The sequence below is a fragment of the Curtobacterium sp. Csp2 genome (genome assembly GCF_013347165.1).
The window spans coordinates 655,949-674,761 of sequence record NZ_CP054593.1; the positions used below are offsets into that span (position 1 = coordinate 655,949).

Annotated in this window: 18 protein-coding genes and 1 tRNA gene; 14 read left to right on the forward strand and 5 right to left on the reverse strand. The window is 72.5% G+C overall.

From position 1 onward, the window contains the following. Position 1: 1 nt before the first annotated feature. Positions 2 to 586, reverse strand: coding sequence for a 5-formyltetrahydrofolate cyclo-ligase (locus HUN59_RS03265; RefSeq protein WP_174777482.1), 585 nt, complete (start codon positions 584 to 586; stop codon positions 2 to 4). A 114-nt stretch (positions 587 to 700) separates the two neighbouring features. On the opposite strand from HUN59_RS03265, the gene galU reads away from it, so the two are divergent. The 4 genes from galU (at position 701) to HUN59_RS03285 (ending at position 3,727) form a co-directional block, all read left to right on the forward strand. Beyond that, positions 701 to 1,591 (forward strand): UTP--glucose-1-phosphate uridylyltransferase GalU, encoded by an 891-nt coding sequence (gene galU / locus HUN59_RS03270; protein ID WP_174777483.1) that lies wholly within the window; start codon positions 701 to 703, stop codon positions 1,589 to 1,591. Positions 1,592 to 1,681: 90 nt separating this feature from the next. After that, positions 1,682 to 2,344, forward strand: coding sequence for a GNAT family N-acetyltransferase (locus tag HUN59_RS03275; protein ID WP_141862916.1), 663 nt, complete (start codon positions 1,682 to 1,684; stop codon positions 2,342 to 2,344). Positions 2,345 to 2,463: 119 nt separating this feature from the next. After that, positions 2,464 to 3,570 (forward strand): hypothetical protein, encoded by a 1,107-nt coding sequence (locus HUN59_RS03280; protein ID WP_058743111.1) that lies wholly within the window; start codon positions 2,464 to 2,466, stop codon positions 3,568 to 3,570. An 84-nt stretch (positions 3,571 to 3,654) separates the two neighbouring features. Further along, a tRNA-Ala gene (locus HUN59_RS03285) sits at positions 3,655 to 3,727 on the forward strand. A 70-nt stretch (positions 3,728 to 3,797) separates the two neighbouring features. On the opposite strand, the gene HUN59_RS03290 is transcribed toward HUN59_RS03285, so the two are convergent. Then, positions 3,798 to 4,181 carry a hypothetical protein gene (locus HUN59_RS03290; protein WP_174777484.1) on the reverse strand — a complete coding sequence of 128 codons (384 nt, stop codon included), beginning with the start codon at positions 4,179 to 4,181 and terminating at the stop codon, positions 3,798 to 3,800. A gap of 73 nt (positions 4,182 to 4,254) precedes the next feature. On the opposite strand from HUN59_RS03290, the gene HUN59_RS03295 reads away from it, so the two are divergent. After that, positions 4,255 to 5,316 carry an amidase domain-containing protein gene (locus HUN59_RS03295; RefSeq protein ID WP_174777485.1) on the forward strand — a complete coding sequence of 354 codons (1,062 nt, stop codon included), beginning with the start codon at positions 4,255 to 4,257 and terminating at the stop codon, positions 5,314 to 5,316. Between the two features lie 180 nt (positions 5,317 to 5,496). Here HUN59_RS03295 and HUN59_RS03300 read toward each other — a convergent pair whose 3' ends face one another. Further along, the gene (locus HUN59_RS03300; RefSeq protein ID WP_174777486.1) at positions 5,497 to 6,732 is read right to left on the reverse strand and encodes a mannosyltransferase family protein; all 1,236 of its coding nucleotides are present in this window, start codon (positions 6,730 to 6,732) and stop codon (positions 5,497 to 5,499) included. Positions 6,733 to 6,856: 124 nt separating this feature from the next. On the opposite strand from HUN59_RS03300, the gene HUN59_RS03305 reads away from it, so the two are divergent. Next, the gene (locus HUN59_RS03305; RefSeq protein ID WP_174777487.1) at positions 6,857 to 7,696 is read left to right on the forward strand and encodes an alpha/beta fold hydrolase; all 840 of its coding nucleotides are present in this window, start codon (positions 6,857 to 6,859) and stop codon (positions 7,694 to 7,696) included. An 88-nt stretch (positions 7,697 to 7,784) separates the two neighbouring features. Here the strand turns inward: HUN59_RS03305 and HUN59_RS03310 are convergent, their stop codons facing one another. Further along, positions 7,785 to 9,641, reverse strand: coding sequence for a glycoside hydrolase family 2 protein (locus HUN59_RS03310; RefSeq protein ID WP_174777488.1), 1,857 nt, complete (start codon positions 9,639 to 9,641; stop codon positions 7,785 to 7,787). Positions 9,642 to 9,741: 100 nt separating this feature from the next. Here HUN59_RS03310 and HUN59_RS03315 point away from each other — a divergent pair, with 100 nt between their 5' ends. Beyond that, positions 9,742 to 11,004 (forward strand): phosphotransferase, encoded by a 1,263-nt coding sequence (locus HUN59_RS03315; RefSeq protein WP_174777489.1) that lies wholly within the window; start codon positions 9,742 to 9,744, stop codon positions 11,002 to 11,004. 133 nt (positions 11,005 to 11,137) lie between these two features. Here the strand turns inward: HUN59_RS03315 and HUN59_RS03320 are convergent, their stop codons facing one another. Next, the gene (locus tag HUN59_RS03320; protein ID WP_058742096.1) at positions 11,138 to 11,491 is read right to left on the reverse strand and encodes a DUF1844 domain-containing protein; all 354 of its coding nucleotides are present in this window, start codon (positions 11,489 to 11,491) and stop codon (positions 11,138 to 11,140) included. Positions 11,492 to 11,765: 274 nt separating this feature from the next. Here HUN59_RS03320 and infC point away from each other — a divergent pair, with 274 nt between their 5' ends. From infC to HUN59_RS03355, 7 genes are all read left to right on the forward strand, one after another. Then, on the forward strand, positions 11,766 to 12,425 hold the full coding sequence (gene infC, locus HUN59_RS03325) for a translation initiation factor IF-3 (protein WP_083519974.1): 660 nt from the start codon (positions 11,766 to 11,768) through the stop codon (positions 12,423 to 12,425). Positions 12,426 to 12,504: 79 nt separating this feature from the next. Next, entirely contained in the window at positions 12,505 to 12,699 is a 195-nt protein-coding gene (gene rpmI / locus HUN59_RS03330) for a 50S ribosomal protein L35 (protein WP_058742097.1), read from the forward strand. Positions 12,700 to 12,727: 28 nt separating this feature from the next. Further along, the gene (gene rplT, locus HUN59_RS03335; protein ID WP_022908516.1) at positions 12,728 to 13,111 is read left to right on the forward strand and encodes a 50S ribosomal protein L20; all 384 of its coding nucleotides are present in this window, start codon (positions 12,728 to 12,730) and stop codon (positions 13,109 to 13,111) included. A 71-nt stretch (positions 13,112 to 13,182) separates the two neighbouring features. Further along, on the forward strand, positions 13,183 to 14,034 hold the full coding sequence (locus HUN59_RS03340; protein WP_174777490.1) for a TrmH family RNA methyltransferase: 852 nt from the start codon (positions 13,183 to 13,185) through the stop codon (positions 14,032 to 14,034). Between the two features lie 70 nt (positions 14,035 to 14,104). Further along, positions 14,105 to 15,145: a phenylalanine--tRNA ligase subunit alpha gene (gene pheS / locus HUN59_RS03345; RefSeq protein ID WP_058742099.1), complete on the forward strand. Its 1,041-nt coding sequence runs from the start codon at positions 14,105 to 14,107 to the stop codon at positions 15,143 to 15,145. Then, positions 15,145 to 17,640: a phenylalanine--tRNA ligase subunit beta gene (pheT, locus tag HUN59_RS03350; RefSeq protein ID WP_174777491.1), complete on the forward strand. Its 2,496-nt coding sequence runs from the start codon at positions 15,145 to 15,147 to the stop codon at positions 17,638 to 17,640. Before pheS ends, pheT begins: the two co-directional genes overlap by 1 nt. 75 nt (positions 17,641 to 17,715) lie before the next feature. Further along, entirely contained in the window at positions 17,716 to 18,813 is a 1,098-nt protein-coding gene (locus tag HUN59_RS03355) for an N-acetyl-gamma-glutamyl-phosphate reductase (RefSeq protein WP_058742101.1), read from the forward strand.

Here is an 18,813-nt window from a genome sequence, read left to right on the forward strand (position 1 = left end):
CCTAGCTCCGGAAGGTGATGATGCGCGACGGCGTGATGATGCCGTCGACGGGTTCGTCGTGGGCCTCGCGCGGGACCTCGTCGAGGTACTCCGCGTCGAAGATCACAGCATAGACGGGCGGACGGTTCGCCATGGACCCGAGCGTCTTGTCGTAGTAGCCGCGGCCCCAGCCCATCCGGCAGCCGTCCTTCCCGACGGCGGCCGCGGGGGTCAGGATCGCGTCGACGTCGCCGAGCGCGAGCGGGGAGAGCACCTCGCCGACGACCTCGGGCATGCCGGACAGGCCCTCGCGCTCGGACTCGCCGTCGCCGACGGCCCAGTCGAGCAGACCGTCCTCGCGGGTCACCGGCAGGAGCACCCGCACGCCGTGCTCGTGCGCCCAGTTCAGGAACGGTCGCACGTCGGGCTCGTCCGGCGCCGACAGGTACAGCGCGAGGGACCGGACCTGCCGTTCTTCGACGAAGCGCTGCAGGGTCGTGGTCAGGGCGCGGCTGTCGCCGTCCCGTTCGGTCGCGGTCCGGGTGCGCCGGCGCTGCCGGAGCTCGGCCCGCAGGGCTCGCTTCTCGTTCCCGAGGTCGGCGGTCATGGCGAGGAGTCTAGCGAGCGGGCACGATGCGGCTTCCCGCCGCTCGGCGCGGGAAGCCGTGTCCCCAGCAGTGACGACATGCCCCGTGCAGGGGTCATCCGATACGTTCTCGGCATGGGCTTCCAGATTTCGAAGGCGGTGATCCCGGCCGCAGGCCTGGGCACGCGCTTCCTCCCCGCGACCAAGGCGATGCCGAAGGAGATGCTCCCGGTCGTCGACAAGCCGGCGATCCAGTACGTGGTGGAAGAGGCCGTCGGCGCCGGACTCACCGACGTCCTGATGATCACCGGGCGCAACAAGAACGCGCTCGAGAACCACTTCGACCACGTGTCCGAGCTCGAGGAGACCCTGAAGAAGAAGGGCGACCACGAGAAGCTCCAGAAGGTCAACCAGTCGACCGACCTCGCCGACATGCACTACGTCCGCCAGGGCGACCCGCTCGGCCTCGGCCACGCGGTGCTCCGGGCCAAGATGCACGTCGGGCGCGAGCCGTTCGCGGTCCTGCTCGGTGACGACATCATCGACGCCCGCGACCCGCTCCTCAAGCGCATGATCGAGGTCCAGGGCGAGAAGAACGCGACCGTGGTCGCGCTCCTCGAGGTGCCGGCCTCGCAGACCCACATGTACGGCATCGCGACGGTCGAGCAGACCGACACCGACGACGTCGTGAAGATCACCGGCCTGGTCGAGAAGCCCCCGCAGGGCGAAGCCCCCTCGAACCTCGCCATCATCGGCCGCTACGTCATCCGCCCCGAGGTCTTCGACGTCCTCGAGAAGCAGGAGCCGGGCAAGGGCGGCGAGATCCAGCTCACCGACGCCCTCATGAAGATGGCCGGCGCCGAGGAGTGGACCGGCGGCGTGTACGGCGTCGTGTTCCGTGGACGTCGGTACGACACCGGTGACAAACTCGACTACATCAAGGCGATCGTGCAGCTCGCCTCGGACCGCGATGACCTCGGCCCCGACCTCAAGTCGTGGCTCAAGGAGTTCAACGCGGGCGAATAGCCGACCCCGTGCGAACGGGTCCGGGGGTCCTCCCCGGGCCCGTTCGTGCATCCACCCGGCCGACCACCGGGTACCGGAGGAACCACAGCGATGACGACGATCCCGACCCTGTCCCACGGGCGGGTCACCATCCGGCCCCTCCGCCTCCGGGACACGCGCGACCTCGACGTCGCCCTGGCCTCGAACCGCAGCTGGCTCCGGACGTGGGAGGCCACGAACCCGTCCGGCCACGTGTCGACGGACGTCCGAGGCAGCATCCGCGCGCTGCAGGCCAACGCCCGCGCCGGGCTCGGGCTCCCGTTCGCGATGGAGCTCGACGGTCGCTTCGTCGGCCAGCTCAACGTGTCCGGCATCTCCTACGGCTCCCTCGCGAGCGCGTCGATCGGCTACTGGGTCGTCGAGGACGCCGCCGGACACAACGTGACCCCGATCGCCGTCGCGATGGCCGTCGACCACTGCTTCCGGGTCGTCGGCATCCACCGCATCGAGATCTGCATCCGTCCGGAGAACGCCCCGAGCCTGCGGGTCGTCGAGAAGCTCGGCTTCCGGTACGAGGGACTCCGCCGCCGCTACATCCACATCAACGGCGACTGGCGCGACCACTTCTGCTTCGCCCTGGTCGCAGAAGAGGTCCGCGAGGGCGTCCTCGACCGCTGGGTCGCGGGTCGCGTCCCGGCCGGCGTCGGCAGCGTGCCGCTGGCGGCCCGCGACGAGGCCGCCATGCCGCTCGACACCCGTCCCCGCATCCAGTGACCGCGCGCATCCAGTGACGGCCGGGAGGCACGCCCCGCCTCCACCGGATCCGTCGCGACCCGCGCAACACGCGACCGGCAATCACCCGCCAGGGGAACCCGCACCCCTACCGTTGCCCCATGGCAGGTATCGGCTCCTGGGGCGGCGGCATCGTCCTGCTCATCGCGGCCGTGCTCTGGGTCGTCTACCTGATGCCCTCGTGGGCCGCCCGACGCCAGTACCTCGCCACCGAGCGCAACGCCATCCGGCTGCAGCAGACCCTCCGCATCCTCGCCCAGACCGCTGAGCTGCCGGACGAGGTCCGCGTCGAGATGAACGCCCGGTCGCTGGCCGAGGCGCAGCGCGTCGCGCGGTCCGAGGAAGCGAAGCGCGCCGCGATCGTCCGCGCCCACGAGGCCGCTCGGCAGCGTGAGATCACCCGGCGACTCGCCGAGCAGCAGCCCCAGCTCGAGCGTGTGTCGGCCGTCCCCGCACTGACCGCCCGTCGGATGCGACGGTCCCGGCTCGGCGCGACGACCTTCGGCGCGATCGGCCTCGTCGTCGCGCTCGTCGTCCTCGTCGCCGCACCGTCCGCGTGGCTCGTGGCGGTCGCCGGACTCGTCGCGGCCGGAGCGTCCGCCGCCGTGCTCGCCCAGCTGCACCAGGTCGCCCAGGCGCGGAAGGCGCGTGCCGCAGCCGGCGCTGCCGACGCGAGCCGTGCCTCCCGGCCGTCGACCACGTGGACGGACCCGGCGCCGCCGCTGCCCACGGAACAGCAGACGGAGCCCACGCGCGACCGCACCTGGACTCCGCCGGCCGCCGTCCCGAAGCCGCTCTACGTCGAGCGCCCCGCCGCACCGACCCCCTCGCCGGAGTCGTCAGCGGAGCTCGCCGCACGGCTGCGGGAGCGCGTCGCCGCGGCGAAGGCCGAGGCGGACGCCGAGGCCGCGGCGATCCGCGCCGCCGAGACGGACCCTTCGCTCGCCCGGGTGTCGCGGATGCGGCCGGACGTCGAGGAAGCGGTCGCCTCGCTCTCCGCGCACGACCAGGGCCGGCTCGCCGAGCGGCTCGGACTGCGGGCGCCCGCGCCGGAGCCGCGCGGGCAGGAGACCGCCGCGGCCCCGACCGCCGAGCCCGTGGCGGAACCGGCCCCGCCGAGCCGCTGGGCGGGCATGGGCGTGCTCGACGAGGACGGCTTCCAGCAGGCCGACCTCGACGCGATCATGCGTCGCCGTCGCGCGGTCTGACCAGCGTCCACTCCGCGGCACGCCCGAGCGGGTCGGACCGATTTCGGATCGTCGACGACGTGGTGCTAATGTGGTCGAGCACTCGGGGCTATGGCGCAGTTGGTAGCGCGTCTCGTTCGCAATGAGAAGGTCAGGGGTTCGAATCCCCTTAGCTCCACTCGAGTGCAGAAGGCCACCCCGCGGGGTGGCCTTCTGTGTTTCCGGGCTGTGCTTCCCGGGCCGCCGGCTCAGCTCGCGATGCTGTCCGTCAGGATGCCTGCCTGGGTGAGCTCGGCGTGGATCGCGTTCGCTGCCTGCTCGAACGCGCGGTTGCCGCGGGAGATCCCGATCGCACCGCCCTTCAGCGCGGACTTGCCGGAACCGCGGAGCAGTCGCGCGACGGTGCGTCCGTCGGGCGCGACCATCACCTGCACGTCGAGCCGGGTGTGGAACGTGCGGTCGTTCGCGAGGCCGCCGATGAGCAAGGTGAGGCCGAGGTTGCCACGGGTGGCCTGCAGAGCGCCCTGCTCACCGTCGACGACGGCGTACCCCTCGCGGACGAGCGCCTCGCGGACGCGGGCTCGGGTGGACTCGGGGTCGGCGGCGACGAAGAAGTCGTGGCTCTCGGGCATGGTCTGATCCTTCCGGTGCTGGTCGGGTTGCTACCGGCGATCCTGCCGCACCGTCGCCTACCCTGGACAGGTCATGTCTTCCTCGTTCACGCGTCGTTCGCTGCTCTCGCTCGCCGGTGTCGCCGGCATCGGCCTCGCCGTGGCCGCCTGCTCCCGTGGCGGGGACGGCGGTGGCGACGTCGCATCTGGCCCCACCAGCGCCGCCTCGGGCCGCGCGTCCGGCGGGTCCGGCAGCGCGACCGGCGCGGCGACACCCGCGGCCTCCTCGCTCGAGCCGGCGCAGGTGCCGCTCGCCGGCGGGGTCACGGTCACGATCGCGGGGACCGGCCTCGGTGCCGTCCGGGGGGCCACGGTCGGTGGGGTCGCCGCGCGGGACGTGCAGGCCTCGGCGACCAAGGTGACCTTCACGGCCCCGCACCAGGCGATGTACGCCGCCGGAGCCGCGGACGTCGCCCTCTTCACCACCGCGATCGAGCCCTCGGCGTCCGCGAACCGCTCGTCGGACGGCAACGGCAGCGCCGCGAACGACGGCCAGGCGGGGGCGACGCAGGACGACGCCACCGCGACACCCACTCCGACCGCCGCACCGGTGCCGGACGCGTCGACCGCCGTCGCGACGAGTTCGCTGACGTACGCGGCCCTGACCGACGTGGACCGGCAGCTCGAGTACGCGATGGCGCACTGGGAGGACTACAACACCGCCGAGTACGGCACCATGAACCCGATCGGCGGCGACTGCGCGAACTACGTCAGCCAGACGCTGATCGCGCGCGGGTGGCAGCAGCGGGGCGACTGGTACAACCGGGACGGCGGCGCGCAGCACAGCGCGACGTGGACCTACTGCCCGTCGATGGACCCGTGGCTCAGCGCGAACGCGTCGACGTTCGGCCTCACCCGCCGGTCCCTCGACGAGCGCAGCAAGGTCAAGGTCGGCGACATCGTCTTCTACGACTGGAACGCGAACCAGTCACCCGACCACGTGACGATCGTGTCCGAGGTGTTCACCGAGCCGGACGGCACCGTCCGCATCAAGTCGGCTAGCCACAACCAGGACGGGCCCTACCGGGACCTCGACGAGATGATCACCGTGCAGCACCCGGGCGGCACCGCCTGGTTCCACACGTTCGATGCGTAGCCGCCGCCGCGCGCGCGTTCGGGCGGGCTGCCGGGCCGCCGCGGGCGCCCGCACAACCGGAAGCACGCCGCGCCACGGAACTCAGTTGTTCGGCGTGCTTCCCGTTGTGCGCAGACACGCCGAACAAGCCGCGGCCCGCCCCGCACGCGCGCCGCGACACGCGCCCCGCGCCGCCGCGGCTCACGGGTACCCGAGGAACCACAGCAGCACCACGGCCACCGGCTGCAGGCACACCCCGACCACGAGCCACCCCACCGCCCGCCGCCGCGTCGCCGTGAACGCGTCCGCCCCGAGCAGCGGCGCCGTCGGCATGAGCAGCCGCGGCAGGCTCTGCTGCGGCAGGAACACCGCGACGAGGTACAGCGCGTACGCCGCCGTGAACGACACCACGTCGACCCCCAGGGCACGGACGCCCCGCCGGGTCCAGAACCAGACGGCCCCGGCGAGCACGACGACCACCAGGACGATCCCGGCCGGCCCGAGCCAGGTCCCCGCCATCGTGAACCACGGCGTCAGCGGCGCGAAGTGCTGCCGACCGACGAACCCCACCCACCACGACAGCTCGGTGTCCAGGTACGCGTCCGGTCGTCCGGTCACCGCCGAGGCGACCACGGGCCATGCCAGACCGGCCGCCGCGATCCCGAGCCCCGCGACGACGATCGCCACCGCGTCCCGCACCGGCAGCGCCCGACGCTCGCGTGTCCACCGCACGACCAGGTGCACCGCGAGCGCGACCGCGAGCGCGAGGACCCCCGGCTTCGTGAACGCCGCCACCAACCCGAGCGGCAGCACGGCCCAGTACCGCCGCCGCACGAGCGCGAGGAGCGCCCCGAAGAGCAGCAGCAGGAAGGTGCTCTCCGCGTAGGCCACCTGGAGCAGGAACCCGGTGGGTCCGAACGCGAAGAGTGCGGTCGCCCACCGCGCGCGCCGGACGTCGGCGACCGCCGCGACGAGCCGGTACAGCACCACGCACGCGCCCGCCCCCGCGAGCGTCGCGACGAGCACCCCGGCCACCCAGAAGGACCCGCCGACGAGCGGCTGCACCGCCCGCGCGAGCGTCGGGAACACGGGCAGGAAGGCCCAGGCGTTCGGGAGCACGTGGCCCGCCTGGTCGAGCGGCAGCGTGTTCGGGTAGCCGCGTTCCGCGATGGTCCGGTAGAACGACGCGTCCCACGAGCCGAGGAACGACCAGAACGTGCCCTCCCGGCGGTGGGACGCGAACGTCCAGCCGTGCACGGTGGCGGTCAGCCAGACGCCGAGCAGCAGGACGGTGCTGACCACGCGCGAGGCCAGCCACAGGAGCAGGGGAGCCGTCCACCCGCTGTGCCGCGCCTCCAGTCCGTCCGTCACCGTGCGTCGGACGCGGGTCGGCAGACCCGGCCGGGAGGCACGGGTCGGCTCCGCCAGGTCGGTCACCGCCCGATCCTCCCACCTCCGCGCGCGTCGGCGCGCTGTCCGGTCCCCGCACGCAGTCAGGTCCCGTCAGCGGAGCGGGCGTTGCATCGGGCACGTTCCACGGAAACCAGCGACAGGAGGCACCATGCCCTTCATCACCGTCGGCGCCGAGAACGGCCACGACATCGACCTGCACTACGACGACCTCGGCACGGGTGACCCCGTGGTCCTGATCCACGGGTGGCCGCTCTCCGGCCGCTCGTGGGAGGGCCAGGTCCCCGCACTCGTCGAGGCCGGCCACCGCGTCATCGCCTACGACCGCCGAGGCTTCGGCCAGTCGTCGCAGCCGTGGGGCGGCTACGACTACGACACCTTCGCGGCCGACCTCGACAAGCTCATCACCGAGCTCGGCCTGTCGGACGTCACGCTCATCGGCTTCTCGATGGGCGGCGGCGAGCTCGCGCGCTACGTCTCGACGTACGGGACGTCGAAGGTGAAGAAGCTCGTGTTCGCGAGCGCCGTGCCGCCGTACCTGTGGAAGTCGGACGACAACCCGGACGGCGCCGTCGACCAGGACCTCGCGGACTGGTTCGCGAACGGCATCACCGGCGACCGCCCGGCGTTCCTGCACCAGTTCGTCGACATGTTCTACACGCCGGGCGAGTCCGGGGAGCCCGTGGTCTCCGCCGATCAGCGCGCCTACGACCTGGCGATCGCCGAACTCGCGTCGCCGAAGGCCACGCTCGACTGCACCGTGGCGTTCGCGACGACCGACTTCCGCGACGACCTGACGAAGATCGACGTCCCGACGCTCGTCATCCACGGCGACTCGGACGGCATCGTGCCGTTCGAGGCCTCTGGGAAGCGCACCGCCGAGGCGATCCCGGACGCGCAGACGCACGTCATCGAGGGCGGCCCGCACGGGGTGCTCGCGTCCCACAAGGACGAGTGGAACGAGGCGGTCCTGCGCTTCCTCGCTTCCTGAGGCACCCCCGGCTCGCAAGGCGCAACGTGGGCGGTTTCCCGCAGCGACATTCCGCTGCGAGGAGCCGCCCACGTTGCGTTCTGCGGGGTCAGGCGCCCGTGACCGCCCGTCGGATGCGCTCGATCGGCACCTTCGGGGTCCGGTCGGCGTTCAGCAGGCCGTTCGTCTCCTGCAGCGTGTCGGTGAGCTGCGTCCAGCACGACCCCGCGAGGAACGAGCTCGCCCGGACGCCGTCGTACAGCGCCGTGATGCGCGCGATCCAGTCGTCGCCGTCGACGGCCGAGGTGTACCCCCACCCGTCCTCCCGCTGCGCCCCCGGCTGGTAGTCGACGCCGCCGAACTCGGTCAGCATGACGGGCTGCCCACGATCCACCGCGCCGCCGACCAGGATCCGCCGGTCCGCGGGGCCCCGTCCGCCGAGCAGGGCCGTCCGGGCGGCGTCGTCGGCGTAGGTCGCCGCGAGCCGCGAGCCGTCGCCCTCGTAGTCGTGCACCGTGACGATGTCCGAGTCGGGGTGCTCCCACCCGTCGTTGGAGACGACCGGCCGCGTCGCGTCGAGGGCCCGGGTGACGTCGGCCAGCGCCCGGGCGTACGCCTGCTGCGCCGGGTCGGTCGCGATCTGCTGCACGCCCCAGCTCTCGTTCGCGGGCACCCACGTGACGATCGACGGGTGCGAGGCGTCGCGCTCGACGGCGTCCATCCACTCCCGCACCAGCCGTTGCACCGTGAGCGGGGAGAACGCGTACGCCCCGGGTGCCTCACCCCAGACGAGCAGCCCGAGCCGGTCGGCCCAGTACAGGAACCGTGGGTCCTCGATCTTCTGGTGGTTCCGGGCCGCGGTGAAGCCGAGCTCCTTGATGAGCTCGACCTCGCGCCGGAGTGCCGCGCGGGACGGGGCGGCGAGGTGCGACTCGGGCCAGTAGCCCTGGTTCAGGACGCTCCGGACGTCGTACGCGCGCCCGTTGAGCAGGAACGCGCCGCCGTCGAGCCCGACGGTCCGGACACCGAAGTAGCTCGCCACGGCGTCGACGGGGGTGACCCCGTCCTGCAGCAGCGTGACGGTGGCGTCCACGAGCCGCGGGGTCTCCGGGCTCCACGTCAGCTCGTCCGCCGCCTGCCCGTTCGTCTGCCGGGTGACCGGCACGGTCACGTCGACCTCGTCCGCGGTGGCCGGGACGCTGGTCTCGACGCTCGCGATCCGCTCGCCCTGCTCCTCCCACCAGGCCTCGACCCGGACCCGCTCGTCCGTCCGGCGCTCGCCGCGGAGCCGCACGGTCAGGCGCACGGTGGCGTGGTCGACGTTCGTCCACCGCAGGGCCGCGACGGAGCGGGACGGGACCGCCTCGAGCCACACGGTCTGCCAGATCCCGGTCGTCCGGCGGTACCAGATGGCGTGCGGGTGCTCGTGCCAGTCCTGCTTGCCGCGGGGCTGCGTCACGTCGTGCGGGTCGTCCTCGGCACGGACCACGAGCAGGTGCCCGCCGTCCGGGGTGTCACTGTCCGGGGCGCTGCCGAGCGCCTCGGTCACGTCGAGCACGAAGGGGGTGTGGCCGCCCTCGTGCTCCCCGATGAACTGCCCGTCGATCCACACCCGCGCGCGGTGGTCGACCGCACCGAAGTGCAGCAGGAGTCGGTCCCGGTCGGCGCCGAGTCCGGCGGCCGTGAGCTCCTCGCGACCGATCGTCCTGGCGTACCAGACGACGGGGTGGAAGCCGGGTTCGTCGATGCCGGACGCCGCGGACTCCGGCGGGAACGGCACGGTGATCTCCCGCGCGTCGGGGAAGCCGTTCCGCCAGGCGGGGTCGTCGCCGGTGTTCCGGAACGACCACGTCCCGTCGAGGTCGGCCCACGCGCCGCGGAGGAGCTGGGGGCGGGGGTACTCGCCGTCCTGGCGGGACGCGAGCGGGAGGTCAGGTGCGGCGACGGTGCCGTCGAGCGTGCTCATGGGTCCATGCTGCCGCCGACATACATCGTTGTAAAGCAATGTGCATCGTCGTTGCGCACTGCGGGTGCCTTCACGGCGACCGCCGCGTACCGTCCATCCCATGAGCGCCGAGGCACCCGACCATTTCAGCGACCGTACGCTCGAGGGCTGGATCGCCCGGCAGCGCTGGTACACCGCGAAGGGCAGCACCCCGGCGCTGCACACCATCGCGCAGACCGACGGCACCCGGCTCGTCCTCGACGACGCCCCGACGGGCCCCGTCCTGTACCAGGTGCCCGTCTCCGGCGGCGGACCGGACGCCGACCCGGTCGACGCCACCACCGACACCGCGTGGGTGCAGCAGCTCGCCGCGCGCATCGACGCCGACCCCGCGAGCCTCCGCCTGATCGGCCGCATCACGGCATCGCGCGTGCTGGCCGGCGAGCAGTCGAACACCTCGGTCATCTGCGACACCGCCGACGGCGCCCGGGTGATCGTCAAGGTCTTCCGCGTCCTGCACCACGGCGACAACCCCGACGTGACGACGCAGCTCGCGCTCTCGGCGGCCGGCAGCGCGCGCGTCCCGACCGTGTACGGCGCGCTCCGGGCGAGCTGGCCGGACACCGGTCGTCCGGACGTCACCGCGACCGGGCACCTGGCGTTCGCGCAGGAGTTCCTCCCCGGGCTCGACGACGCCTGGCGCGTGGCCCTGACCGACGCCCGCGAGGGCAACCCGTGGGACGACCACGCGCAGCGGCTGGGGGAGGCCCTCGCCGAGGTGCACCGCACCCTCGCCCAGGCCCTGCCGACGGAACCCGCGGACGACGCCCGCCGTGCCGCGGCCGTCGCGACGATGCACGCGCGCCTGGACGCCGCCGTCCGCGAGGCCCCGACCGTGGAACCCCACGTCGACGCCGTCCGCTCGGTCTACGAGCGTGCCGCGGCCGTGCGGTGGCCGGACCTGCAGCGCATCCACGGCGACCTGCACCTCGGGCAGGTGCTCGCCGCGCCGGAGCCCCGCGGCTGGGTGTTCCTGGACTTCGAGGGCGAGCCGCTCCGCCCGCTGACCGAGCGGTCCCTGCCCGACGTGACGCTCCGCGACGTCGCCGGGATGCTCCGCTCGTTCGACTACGTCGCGGGCTCGCTCGCGCACGACGCCACGTTCGTGGACGCCGGCGCGTGGGCGCACGCCGCCCGGGCCGCATTCCTCGACGGCTACCAGCGAGGGACCGGGACGGACCTCCGGGAGCACCGGGAGCTGCTCGACGCCTTCGAACTCGACAAGGCCGTGTACGAGGTCGTCTACGAGACCCGCAACCGCCCGGACTGGGCCGGGATCCCGCTCGCGGCGGTCGCGCGGCTCGCAGCGCGCAGCGCTGCTTGACAGGAGCAGAGCGCGCGCAGCGCTGCTCGACAGGAGCAGAGCGCGCGCAGCGCTGCCTGCCAGGCCGACCCACCGACGGACGGGAGGCACGGTGCCAGCCGGCACCGTGCCTCCCGTCCGTCGTGTGGTCCGGTCAGTTCACCGGGCCCGTGTACTTCTCGCCGGGGCCCTTGCCGACCGGGTCCGGGATCGCCGACGCCTCGCGGAAGGCGAGCTGCAGCGACCGCAGCCCGTCGCGCAGCGGACGGGCGTGGTGGTCGCCGATCTCCGTCGCGGCCGCCGTGACGAGGCCGGCCAGGGCGGTGATGAGCTTCCGAGCCTCGTCCAGGTCGGTCTGCTCCTGCGGGTCGTCCGCGAGCCCGACCTTGACGGCGGCGGCGCTCAGCAGGTGCACCGCGACGGTGTTGATGAGCTCGACCGCGGGGACCTCTGCGATGTCGCGTGCCTCGTCGGCCCCGGTGGGCTCGTTCGGCGGGGTGTCGGTCACGGTGCTCCTCTGCTAGACTCGTCGGCGGCAGATGCTGTCCGTGTGCCCTGGAACCTGTTCCAAGGTGGTCGAACGGCGTCGTAGAAGAGGAGTCTCTCCCACCCGCGGCCGTGCACCAAGGCTACCGGGTCCCACCGCTCCGCCGGCCCTTCGCCGGCAGGCCGTCCCGCAGGGGACGGCGTCGGGCGGCTGCCGAACGGGTTCCGATCCGTGCGTCAGATCTCCTCTCTCGTGCCGTCGTCCAGGGCAACAGCCCCGGACGACCACCACCTGATTGAAGGAGCTCCGCATCACCGATCCCCGCACCAACGACCGAATCCGCGTTCCCGAGGTCCGACTCGTCGGCCCCCAGGGTGAGCAGGTCGGCGTTGTCCCGATCGCCATGGCCCTGCGTCTCGCGCAGGAAGCCGAACTGGATCTGGTCGAGGTCGCCCCGAACTCGAAGCCGCCCGTGGCCAAGATCATGGACTACGGCAAGTTCAAGTACGAGGCTGCGCAGAAGGCCAAGGAAGCCCGTCGCAACCAGGTGAACACGGACCTGAAGGAGGTCCGGTTCCGCCTGAAGATCGACGTGCACGACTACGAGACGAAGCGCAAGCGTGCCGAGGGATTCCTCCTCGGTGGCGACAAGGTGAAGGCCATGATCCTCTTCCGCGGCCGCGAGCAGTCGCGTCCGGAGCAGGGCGTCCGTCTCCTCCAGAAGTTCGCCGAGGAGATCGCCGAGTTCGGTGTCGTCGAGTCGCGTCCGACCCAGGACGGCCGCAACATGACGATGATCATCGCCCCCCTCAAGAACAAGTCCGACGTCAAGGGCGAGCAGAACGCCAAGCGTGCTGCGCAGAAGGCCGAACGTCGCGCGACGGAGCACGCTGCGAAGGGCAAGGAGACCTCCGGGTCCTCCGAGTCCGAGCCGGCCGAGGCTCCCGCCGAGTAGGTCCTGGTGATCGCCCCCGCGGCGCTCCCCGAACCGCGATGACGCGGCCCACCCATCCACCCCACGGAAAGGCACCACGATGCCCAAGCAGAAGACCCACTCCGGGTCGAAGAAGCGCTTCAAGCTCACCGGCAGCGGCAAGATCATGAAGCAGCAGGCCGGTATGCGTCACAACCTCGAGGTCAAGAGCGCCAAGCGCAAGGCCCGCCTCAACGAGGACCAGGTCCTCGCCAAGGCCGACGCGAAGAACGTCAAGAAGCTTCTCGGCCACTGAGCCGGCGGAATCGTAAAGGAACGAAAACATGGCACGTGTAAAGAGAGCGGTCAACGCCGCCAAGAAGCGCCGCGTCATCCTCGAGCGCGCCGAGGGCTACCGCGGCCAGCGTTCGCGCCTGTACCGCAAGGCCAAGGAGCAGGTCACCCACTCCCTCGTCTACGCGTACCGGGACCGTCACGCGAAGAAGGGCGAGTTCCGTCGCCTCTGGATCCAGCGCATCAACGCCGCGTCGCGTGCGAACGGCCTGACCTACAACCGCCTCATCCAGGGCCTCGGCCTGGCCGGCGTCGAGGTCGACCGTCGCATCCTCGCGGACCTCGCGGTGAACAACCCCGAGACGTTCGCGGCGCTCGTCGAGACCGCCAAGAAGGCCCTGCCGGCCGACACCTCGGCCCCGAAGGCCGCGTAGTCACGCCAGCTCCCGAAGCCCCCGCTCCGTCCACGGAGCGGGGGCTTCGTGCATGCTGCGACACTGGGTCCGTGAGCGATCTCCTCGAGAACCCGAAGGCCGGCCGCGTCCGGGCCGTGGCCGCCCTGTCGAAGAAGGACGTCCGAGCCGACACCGGGCTGTTCCTGCTCGAGGGTCCGCAGGCCGTGCGCGAGGCGATCGAGTACCGTCCCGAGCTCCTCCGCGAGCTGTACGTCACGCCGACGGCCGCCGCGCGCTACGCGCTCGACGACGCGCCGGTCGACACCTGGTTCGTCACCGAGCAGGTGCTCGACGCGATGGCGGACACCGTGACGCCGCAGGGCGTCGTCGCGGTCTGCCAGCAGTTCCCGACGTCGGTGCGCGAGGTCTTCCCCGACCCCGGAACGGTCGGACGGGAGGATCGTGGCGGGCTCCCGGGGATCGTCGCGATCCTGGAGCAGGTGCGCGACCCCGGCAACGCCGGCACCATCATCCGCGCCGCGGACGCCGCGGGTGCCGACGCCGTGGTGCTGACCGGGCGCTCGGTCGACCCGTACAACCCCAAGGTCGTCCGGTCGACCACCGGGTCGCTCTTCCACGTCCCGGTGTCGGTCGGGGTCTCGCTGCAGGACGCGGTCGCCCGCGCGAAGGCCCTCGGCTACACGGTCCTGGCGGCGGACGTGTCGGGCGACGACCTGCCCGACGTCCGGGCGGACGGGATGCTCGACGGGCCGACGGCGTGGGTCTTCGGGAACGAGGCCCGCGGGCTGACCAGCGAGGACCTGGCCCTGGTCGACCGGGCCGTGAAGGTGCCGATCTACGGCAAGGCGGAGTCGATGAACCTGGCGACCGCCGCGTCGGTGTGCCTGTACGAGAGCGCGTTCGCCCAGCGCACCGCGGCTTCTTCCTCCACAGGCGCCTGACCGCGGGGTCCGTCCACGGTCCGGGCGGTACAGGACGGCGGTATCCCATCGGCCGGTAGGCTTGGGCCTCGTGTCAGAACACCTCGAGATCAGCGAACCGGCCGTCGCCGCCGCCGTGGACGAGGCCCTCGCCGCCGTCCGTGCCGCGACGACCGTGGCGGAGCTGAAGCAGGCCCGAGCCGAGCACACCGGCGAGCAGTCCCCGCTCGCACGGATGAACGCGGCGATGCGCAGCGTCCCGAAGGAGCAGAAGGCCGCGGCCGGCAAGCTCGTCGGGCAGGCCCGTGGGCAGGTGAACCAGGCGATCGCCGCGCAGGAGAGCGTCCTGGCCCAGGCCGAGGAGCACGCGCGGCTCGAGGCCGAGCGCGTCGACGTCACCGCCCTGCCGAGCCGACGCACGCCGGGCTCGCGCCACCCGCTGTCGCTCCTCAACGAGACCGTCGCCGACATCTTCGTCGGCATGGGGTGGGAGGTGGCGGAGGGTCCCGAGCTCGAGCACGAGTGGTTCAACTTCGACGCACTGAACTTCGACCAGGACCACCCGGCCCGGGCGATGGCGGACACCGTCTTCGTCGAGCCGGTCGACCGGCACCTCGTGATGCGCACGCACACGTCGCCCGTCCAGGTCCGGTCGCTGCTCTCCCGCGAGCTGCCGCTGTACGTGATCGCCCCCGGCCGCGTCTACCGCGCCGACGAGCTCGACGCGACGCACCTGCCGGTCTTCACCCAGGTCGAGGGCATCGCGATCGACAGGGGCCTGACGATGGCGCACCTCCGTGGCACGCTCGAGCACTTCGCCCGCCAGGTCTTCGGCGACGAAGCGCAGATCCGCCTGCGCCCGAACTACTTCCCGTTCACCGAGCCGAGCGCCGAGATGGACGTCTGGCAGCCGAACGCCAAGGGCGGTGCCCGCTGGGTCGAGTGGGGCGGCTGCGGCATGGTGAACCCCAACGTCCTGCGTGCCGCCGGGATCGACCCGGACGAGTACCAGGGCTTCGCGTTCGGGATGGGCATCGAGCGGACGCTGCAGTTCCGCAACGGCCTGAACGACATGCGTGACTTCCTCGAGGGCGACATCCGCTTCTCGCAGCAGTTCGGAACGGTGGTCTGATGCGCGTCCCAGTCCGTTGGCTCGGCGAGAGCGTCGACCTCCCCGACGACGTCAGCCTCGAGCACGTCCACGCCGCGCTGGTGTCGGTCGGCTTCGAGGAAGAAGCGGTCCACACCTTCGACCTCACCGGCCCGGTCGTGGTCGGCCGGGTGCTGTCGCGCGAGCCGGAGCCGCAGAAGAACGGCAAGACCATCAACTGGTGCCAGGTGGACGTCGGCGAGCCCGAGCCCCGCGGCATCGTCTGCGGCGCGCACAACTTCGACGTCGGTGACCTCGTCGTGGTCACGCTGCCCGGAGCCGTCCTGCCCGGACCGTTCCCGATCGCCGCGCGCAAGACCTACGGCCACGTGTCGGACGGCATGATCGCCTCGGCCCGCGAACTCGGGCTCGGTGACGAGCACGACGGCATCCTGCGCTTCGCCGACCTCGGCATGGAGCCCGAGGTCGGTGCGGACGCGATCGGCCTGCTCGGGCTCGACGACGCGGCGGTCGAGATCAACGTCACGCCGGACCGCGGCTACGCCATGAGCCTGCGCGGCGTCGCCCGCGAGTACGCCCACGCGACCGGCGCGAGCTTCCACGACCCAGCAGAGCGCGTGACGCCCCGTTCCGGCGAGGGCTTCCGGGTCACGATCGACGACCGGGCGCCGATCCGCGGCCGCGTCGGTGCGCACACCTTCGTGACGCGCGTCGTCCGGGGTGTCGACCCGGCGCGGACGACACCGGCGTGGATGGTGTCCCGCCTGGCCCTCGCCGGTGTGCGGTCGATCTCGCTGCCGGTCGACATCACGAACTACATCATGTTCGAGCTCGGGCAGCCGCTGCACGGCTACGATCTCGCGAAGGTGCAGGGCGGACTCGGTGTCCGGCGTGCGACCGCGGGGGAGCAGCTCGTCACGCTCGACGACACCACCCGTACGCTCGACGCCGAGGACCTCGTCATCACCGACGACCAGGGGCCGGTCGGTCTCGCCGGTGTGATGGGCGGCGCGCGGACCGAGATCTCCGACACCACGACCGACATCCTGATCGAGGCCGCCGGCTTCGACCAGGTGTCGATCGCGCGCACGGCCCGTCGCCACAAGCTGCCGAGCGAGGCCTCGAAGCGCTTCGAGCGCGGCGTCGACCCGCTCGTGGCCGAGGCCGCCGCGAACCGCGCGGTCGAGCTCCTCGTCGAGCTCGCCGGCGGCACCCCGGACGCCCTGGGCTCGACGCTCGTCGACACCACCCCGCGCCCGCTCGTCACGATGCGGCTGCGTCGCCCCGCCGAGCTCATCGGCGTGGACTACACCGACGCCGAGGTCATCGACACCCTCCGCGCGATCGGTGCCACGGTCGAGGTGGACGGTGAGCAGCTGGCGGTCACCGCCCCGAGCTGGCGCCCCGACCTGACCGACGACACGACCCTGGTCGAGGAGGTCGCCCGGATCGTCGGGTACGACCGCATCCCGAGCGTGCTCCCGGTGGCGCCGCCCGGACGTGGCCTCACCGCGCACCAGCGCGCCCGTCGTCGCGTCGCCGCGGCCCTCGCCTCGGCCGGTCTGTTCGAGGTCGTGACCGCGCCGTTCGTGTCCCGCGCCACGCAGGACGCGTACCCGGGCATCGACGGCACGGGCGGTCCGAGCGTCGTGCTCGCGAACGCGCTCGACAGCGAGCAGGACCTGCTCCGCCGCAGCGCCGTCCCCGCCCTCGTCGACGCGGCACGTCGGAACGTCTCCCGCGGGCTCGTCGACGTCGCGCTCTACGAGACCTCCCGCGTCTTCCTGCCGGCGGCCGACACGGTGCTCGGCACGGACACGGTCCCGGCCGGGGCCGTCCGTCCCGACGCGGACGTGCTCGCCGCCCTCGACGCCGCGCTGCCCGCGCAGCCCTTCCACGTCGCGGCCCTGCTCACGGGCAACCGCGTCGTGAAGCAGCCCGGCGTGCAGCCCGAGCCACACGGCATCGCGGACGCCCTCGACGTCGCCCGCACGGTCGCCTGGGCGGTCGGCGGTGTGGAGCTCTCGGTCGCACAGACGTCGCACCCGTCCCTGCACCCGGGACGGGCGGCATCCCTGCTCGTCGGTGACTCCGTGGTCGGCGTGGCCGGCGAGCTGCTGCCCGCGCTGACCGAGGCCGCGGTGCTGCCGCGGGTCGTCGCCGTCGTCGAGCTCGACCTCGACGCCCTCGTCGCTGCGGCGCCGGACCTGGCGTCGGTCGGACCGATCGTGTCGTACCCGGCGGCCACCCAGGACCTCTCCCTGGTCGTCGACGCGGACGTTCCTGCCGGTGACGTCCTCGCCGAGGTCCGCTCGGGCGCCGGCGAGCTGCTGGAGTATGCTCGGCTCGTGGACGACTACCGGGGCACCGGCGTGGACGAGGGACAGAAGTCCCTGACGTTCGCGCTGCGCTTCCGCGCCACGGACCGCACGCTGACCGCTGCCGAGGCCTCCGAGGCCCGTGACGGCGCCGTCCGACGTGCCGGCGAGCGATTCGGGGCGACCCTCCGCGACTGATCCCGACGGATCAGCACCGCGCGGGGCCGCCGCCTCCGACTCCCTCGACGACCAGTCCGACCAAAGGTGGAACCCATGTCCGTATCCGTCGCCGTGGCGGGAGCCTCCGGCTACGCGGGTGGTGAGCTCCTGCGCGTGCTCGCCGCCCATCCGGAGTTCGACGTCAGGACGGTGACCGCGTACTCCAACGCCGGTCAGCCGCTCATCGCGACCCAGCCGCACCTGCGATCGCTGGCCCACCTGACGCTCGTCGAGACGACCGCGGAGCACCTGCGCGGGCACGACGTGGTCTTCCTCGCGCTGCCGCACGGGCAGTCCGGGGCGATCACGGCGGAGCTGGACGAGGACACCCTCGTGGTGGACTGCGGTGCGGACCACCGACTGACCGACCCCGCGGCGTGGGACGCGTTCTACGGCGGCGACTACCACGGCGCGTGGACGTACGGGCTGCCGGAGCTGCTGCACGCGGCGCCGACGCCGGGTTCGGCGGAGGAGTGGCGCGACGTCGACGACATCGCCGGCACCGGGCGCCAGCGCACCGAGCTCGCGGCGACGAAGCGCATCGCGGTCCCCGGGTGCAACGTGACAGCCGTCACCCTGGGCATCCAGCCGGGCATCCAGGCCGGGCTCGTCGAGTCGGACGACATCGTCGCCGTGCTCAGCGTCGGGCCGAGCGGAGCGGGCAAGAAGCTCGCGACCACGTACCTGGCCTCCGAGATCATGGGCTCCGCGAGCGCGTACGCCGTCGGTGGGACCCACCGGCACATCCCGGAGATCCAGCAGAACCTGGTGGCCGCAGGGGCCGGCGACGTGACGATCTCGTTCACCCCCGTGCTCGTCCCGATGTCGCGGGGGATCCTCGCGACGACGACGGCCCGACTCGCGCCCGGCGTGAGCGCCCGGGACGTCCGGCTGGCGTGGGAGCAGGCGTACGCGGACGAGCCGTTCGTGCACCTCCTGCCGCAGGGCGAGTTCCCGCGGACGGCCGACACCGTCGGCGCGAACACCTGCCTGGTCGGACTCGCCGTCGACGAGGCCGCCGGCCGCGTCGTCGCGGTCTCGGCCCTCGACAACCTCGCGAAGGGGACCGCCGGTGCCGCGGTCCAGTCCGCGAACATCGCCCTCGGCTTCCCCGAGACCCTGGGCCTCAGCGTGGACGGAGTCGCACCGTGA

Coding starts and splice junctions, on each gene's coding strand:
- HUN59_RS03265 (WP_174777482.1), bottom strand. CDS start 586: ATGACCGCCGACCTCGGGAACGAGAAGCGAGCCCTGCGGGCCGAGCTC.
- galU (WP_174777483.1), top strand. CDS start 701: ATGGGCTTCCAGATTTCGAAGGCGGTGATCCCGGCCGCAGGCCTGGGC.
- HUN59_RS03275 (WP_141862916.1), top strand. CDS start 1,682: ATGACGACGATCCCGACCCTGTCCCACGGGCGGGTCACCATCCGGCCC.
- HUN59_RS03280 (WP_058743111.1), top strand. CDS start 2,464: ATGGCAGGTATCGGCTCCTGGGGCGGCGGCATCGTCCTGCTCATCGCG.
- HUN59_RS03290 (WP_174777484.1), bottom strand. CDS start 4,181: ATGCCCGAGAGCCACGACTTCTTCGTCGCCGCCGACCCCGAGTCCACC.
- HUN59_RS03295 (WP_174777485.1), top strand. CDS start 4,255: ATGTCTTCCTCGTTCACGCGTCGTTCGCTGCTCTCGCTCGCCGGTGTC.
- HUN59_RS03305 (WP_174777487.1), top strand. CDS start 6,857: ATGCCCTTCATCACCGTCGGCGCCGAGAACGGCCACGACATCGACCTG.
- HUN59_RS03310 (WP_174777488.1), bottom strand. CDS start 9,641: ATGAGCACGCTCGACGGCACCGTCGCCGCACCTGACCTCCCGCTCGCG.
- HUN59_RS03315 (WP_174777489.1), top strand. CDS start 9,742: ATGAGCGCCGAGGCACCCGACCATTTCAGCGACCGTACGCTCGAGGGC.
- rpmI (WP_058742097.1), top strand. CDS start 12,505: ATGCCCAAGCAGAAGACCCACTCCGGGTCGAAGAAGCGCTTCAAGCTC.
- rplT (WP_022908516.1), top strand. CDS start 12,728: ATGGCACGTGTAAAGAGAGCGGTCAACGCCGCCAAGAAGCGCCGCGTC.
- pheT (WP_174777491.1), top strand. CDS start 15,145: ATGCGCGTCCCAGTCCGTTGGCTCGGCGAGAGCGTCGACCTCCCCGAC.
- HUN59_RS03355 (WP_058742101.1), top strand. CDS start 17,716: ATGTCCGTATCCGTCGCCGTGGCGGGAGCCTCCGGCTACGCGGGTGGT.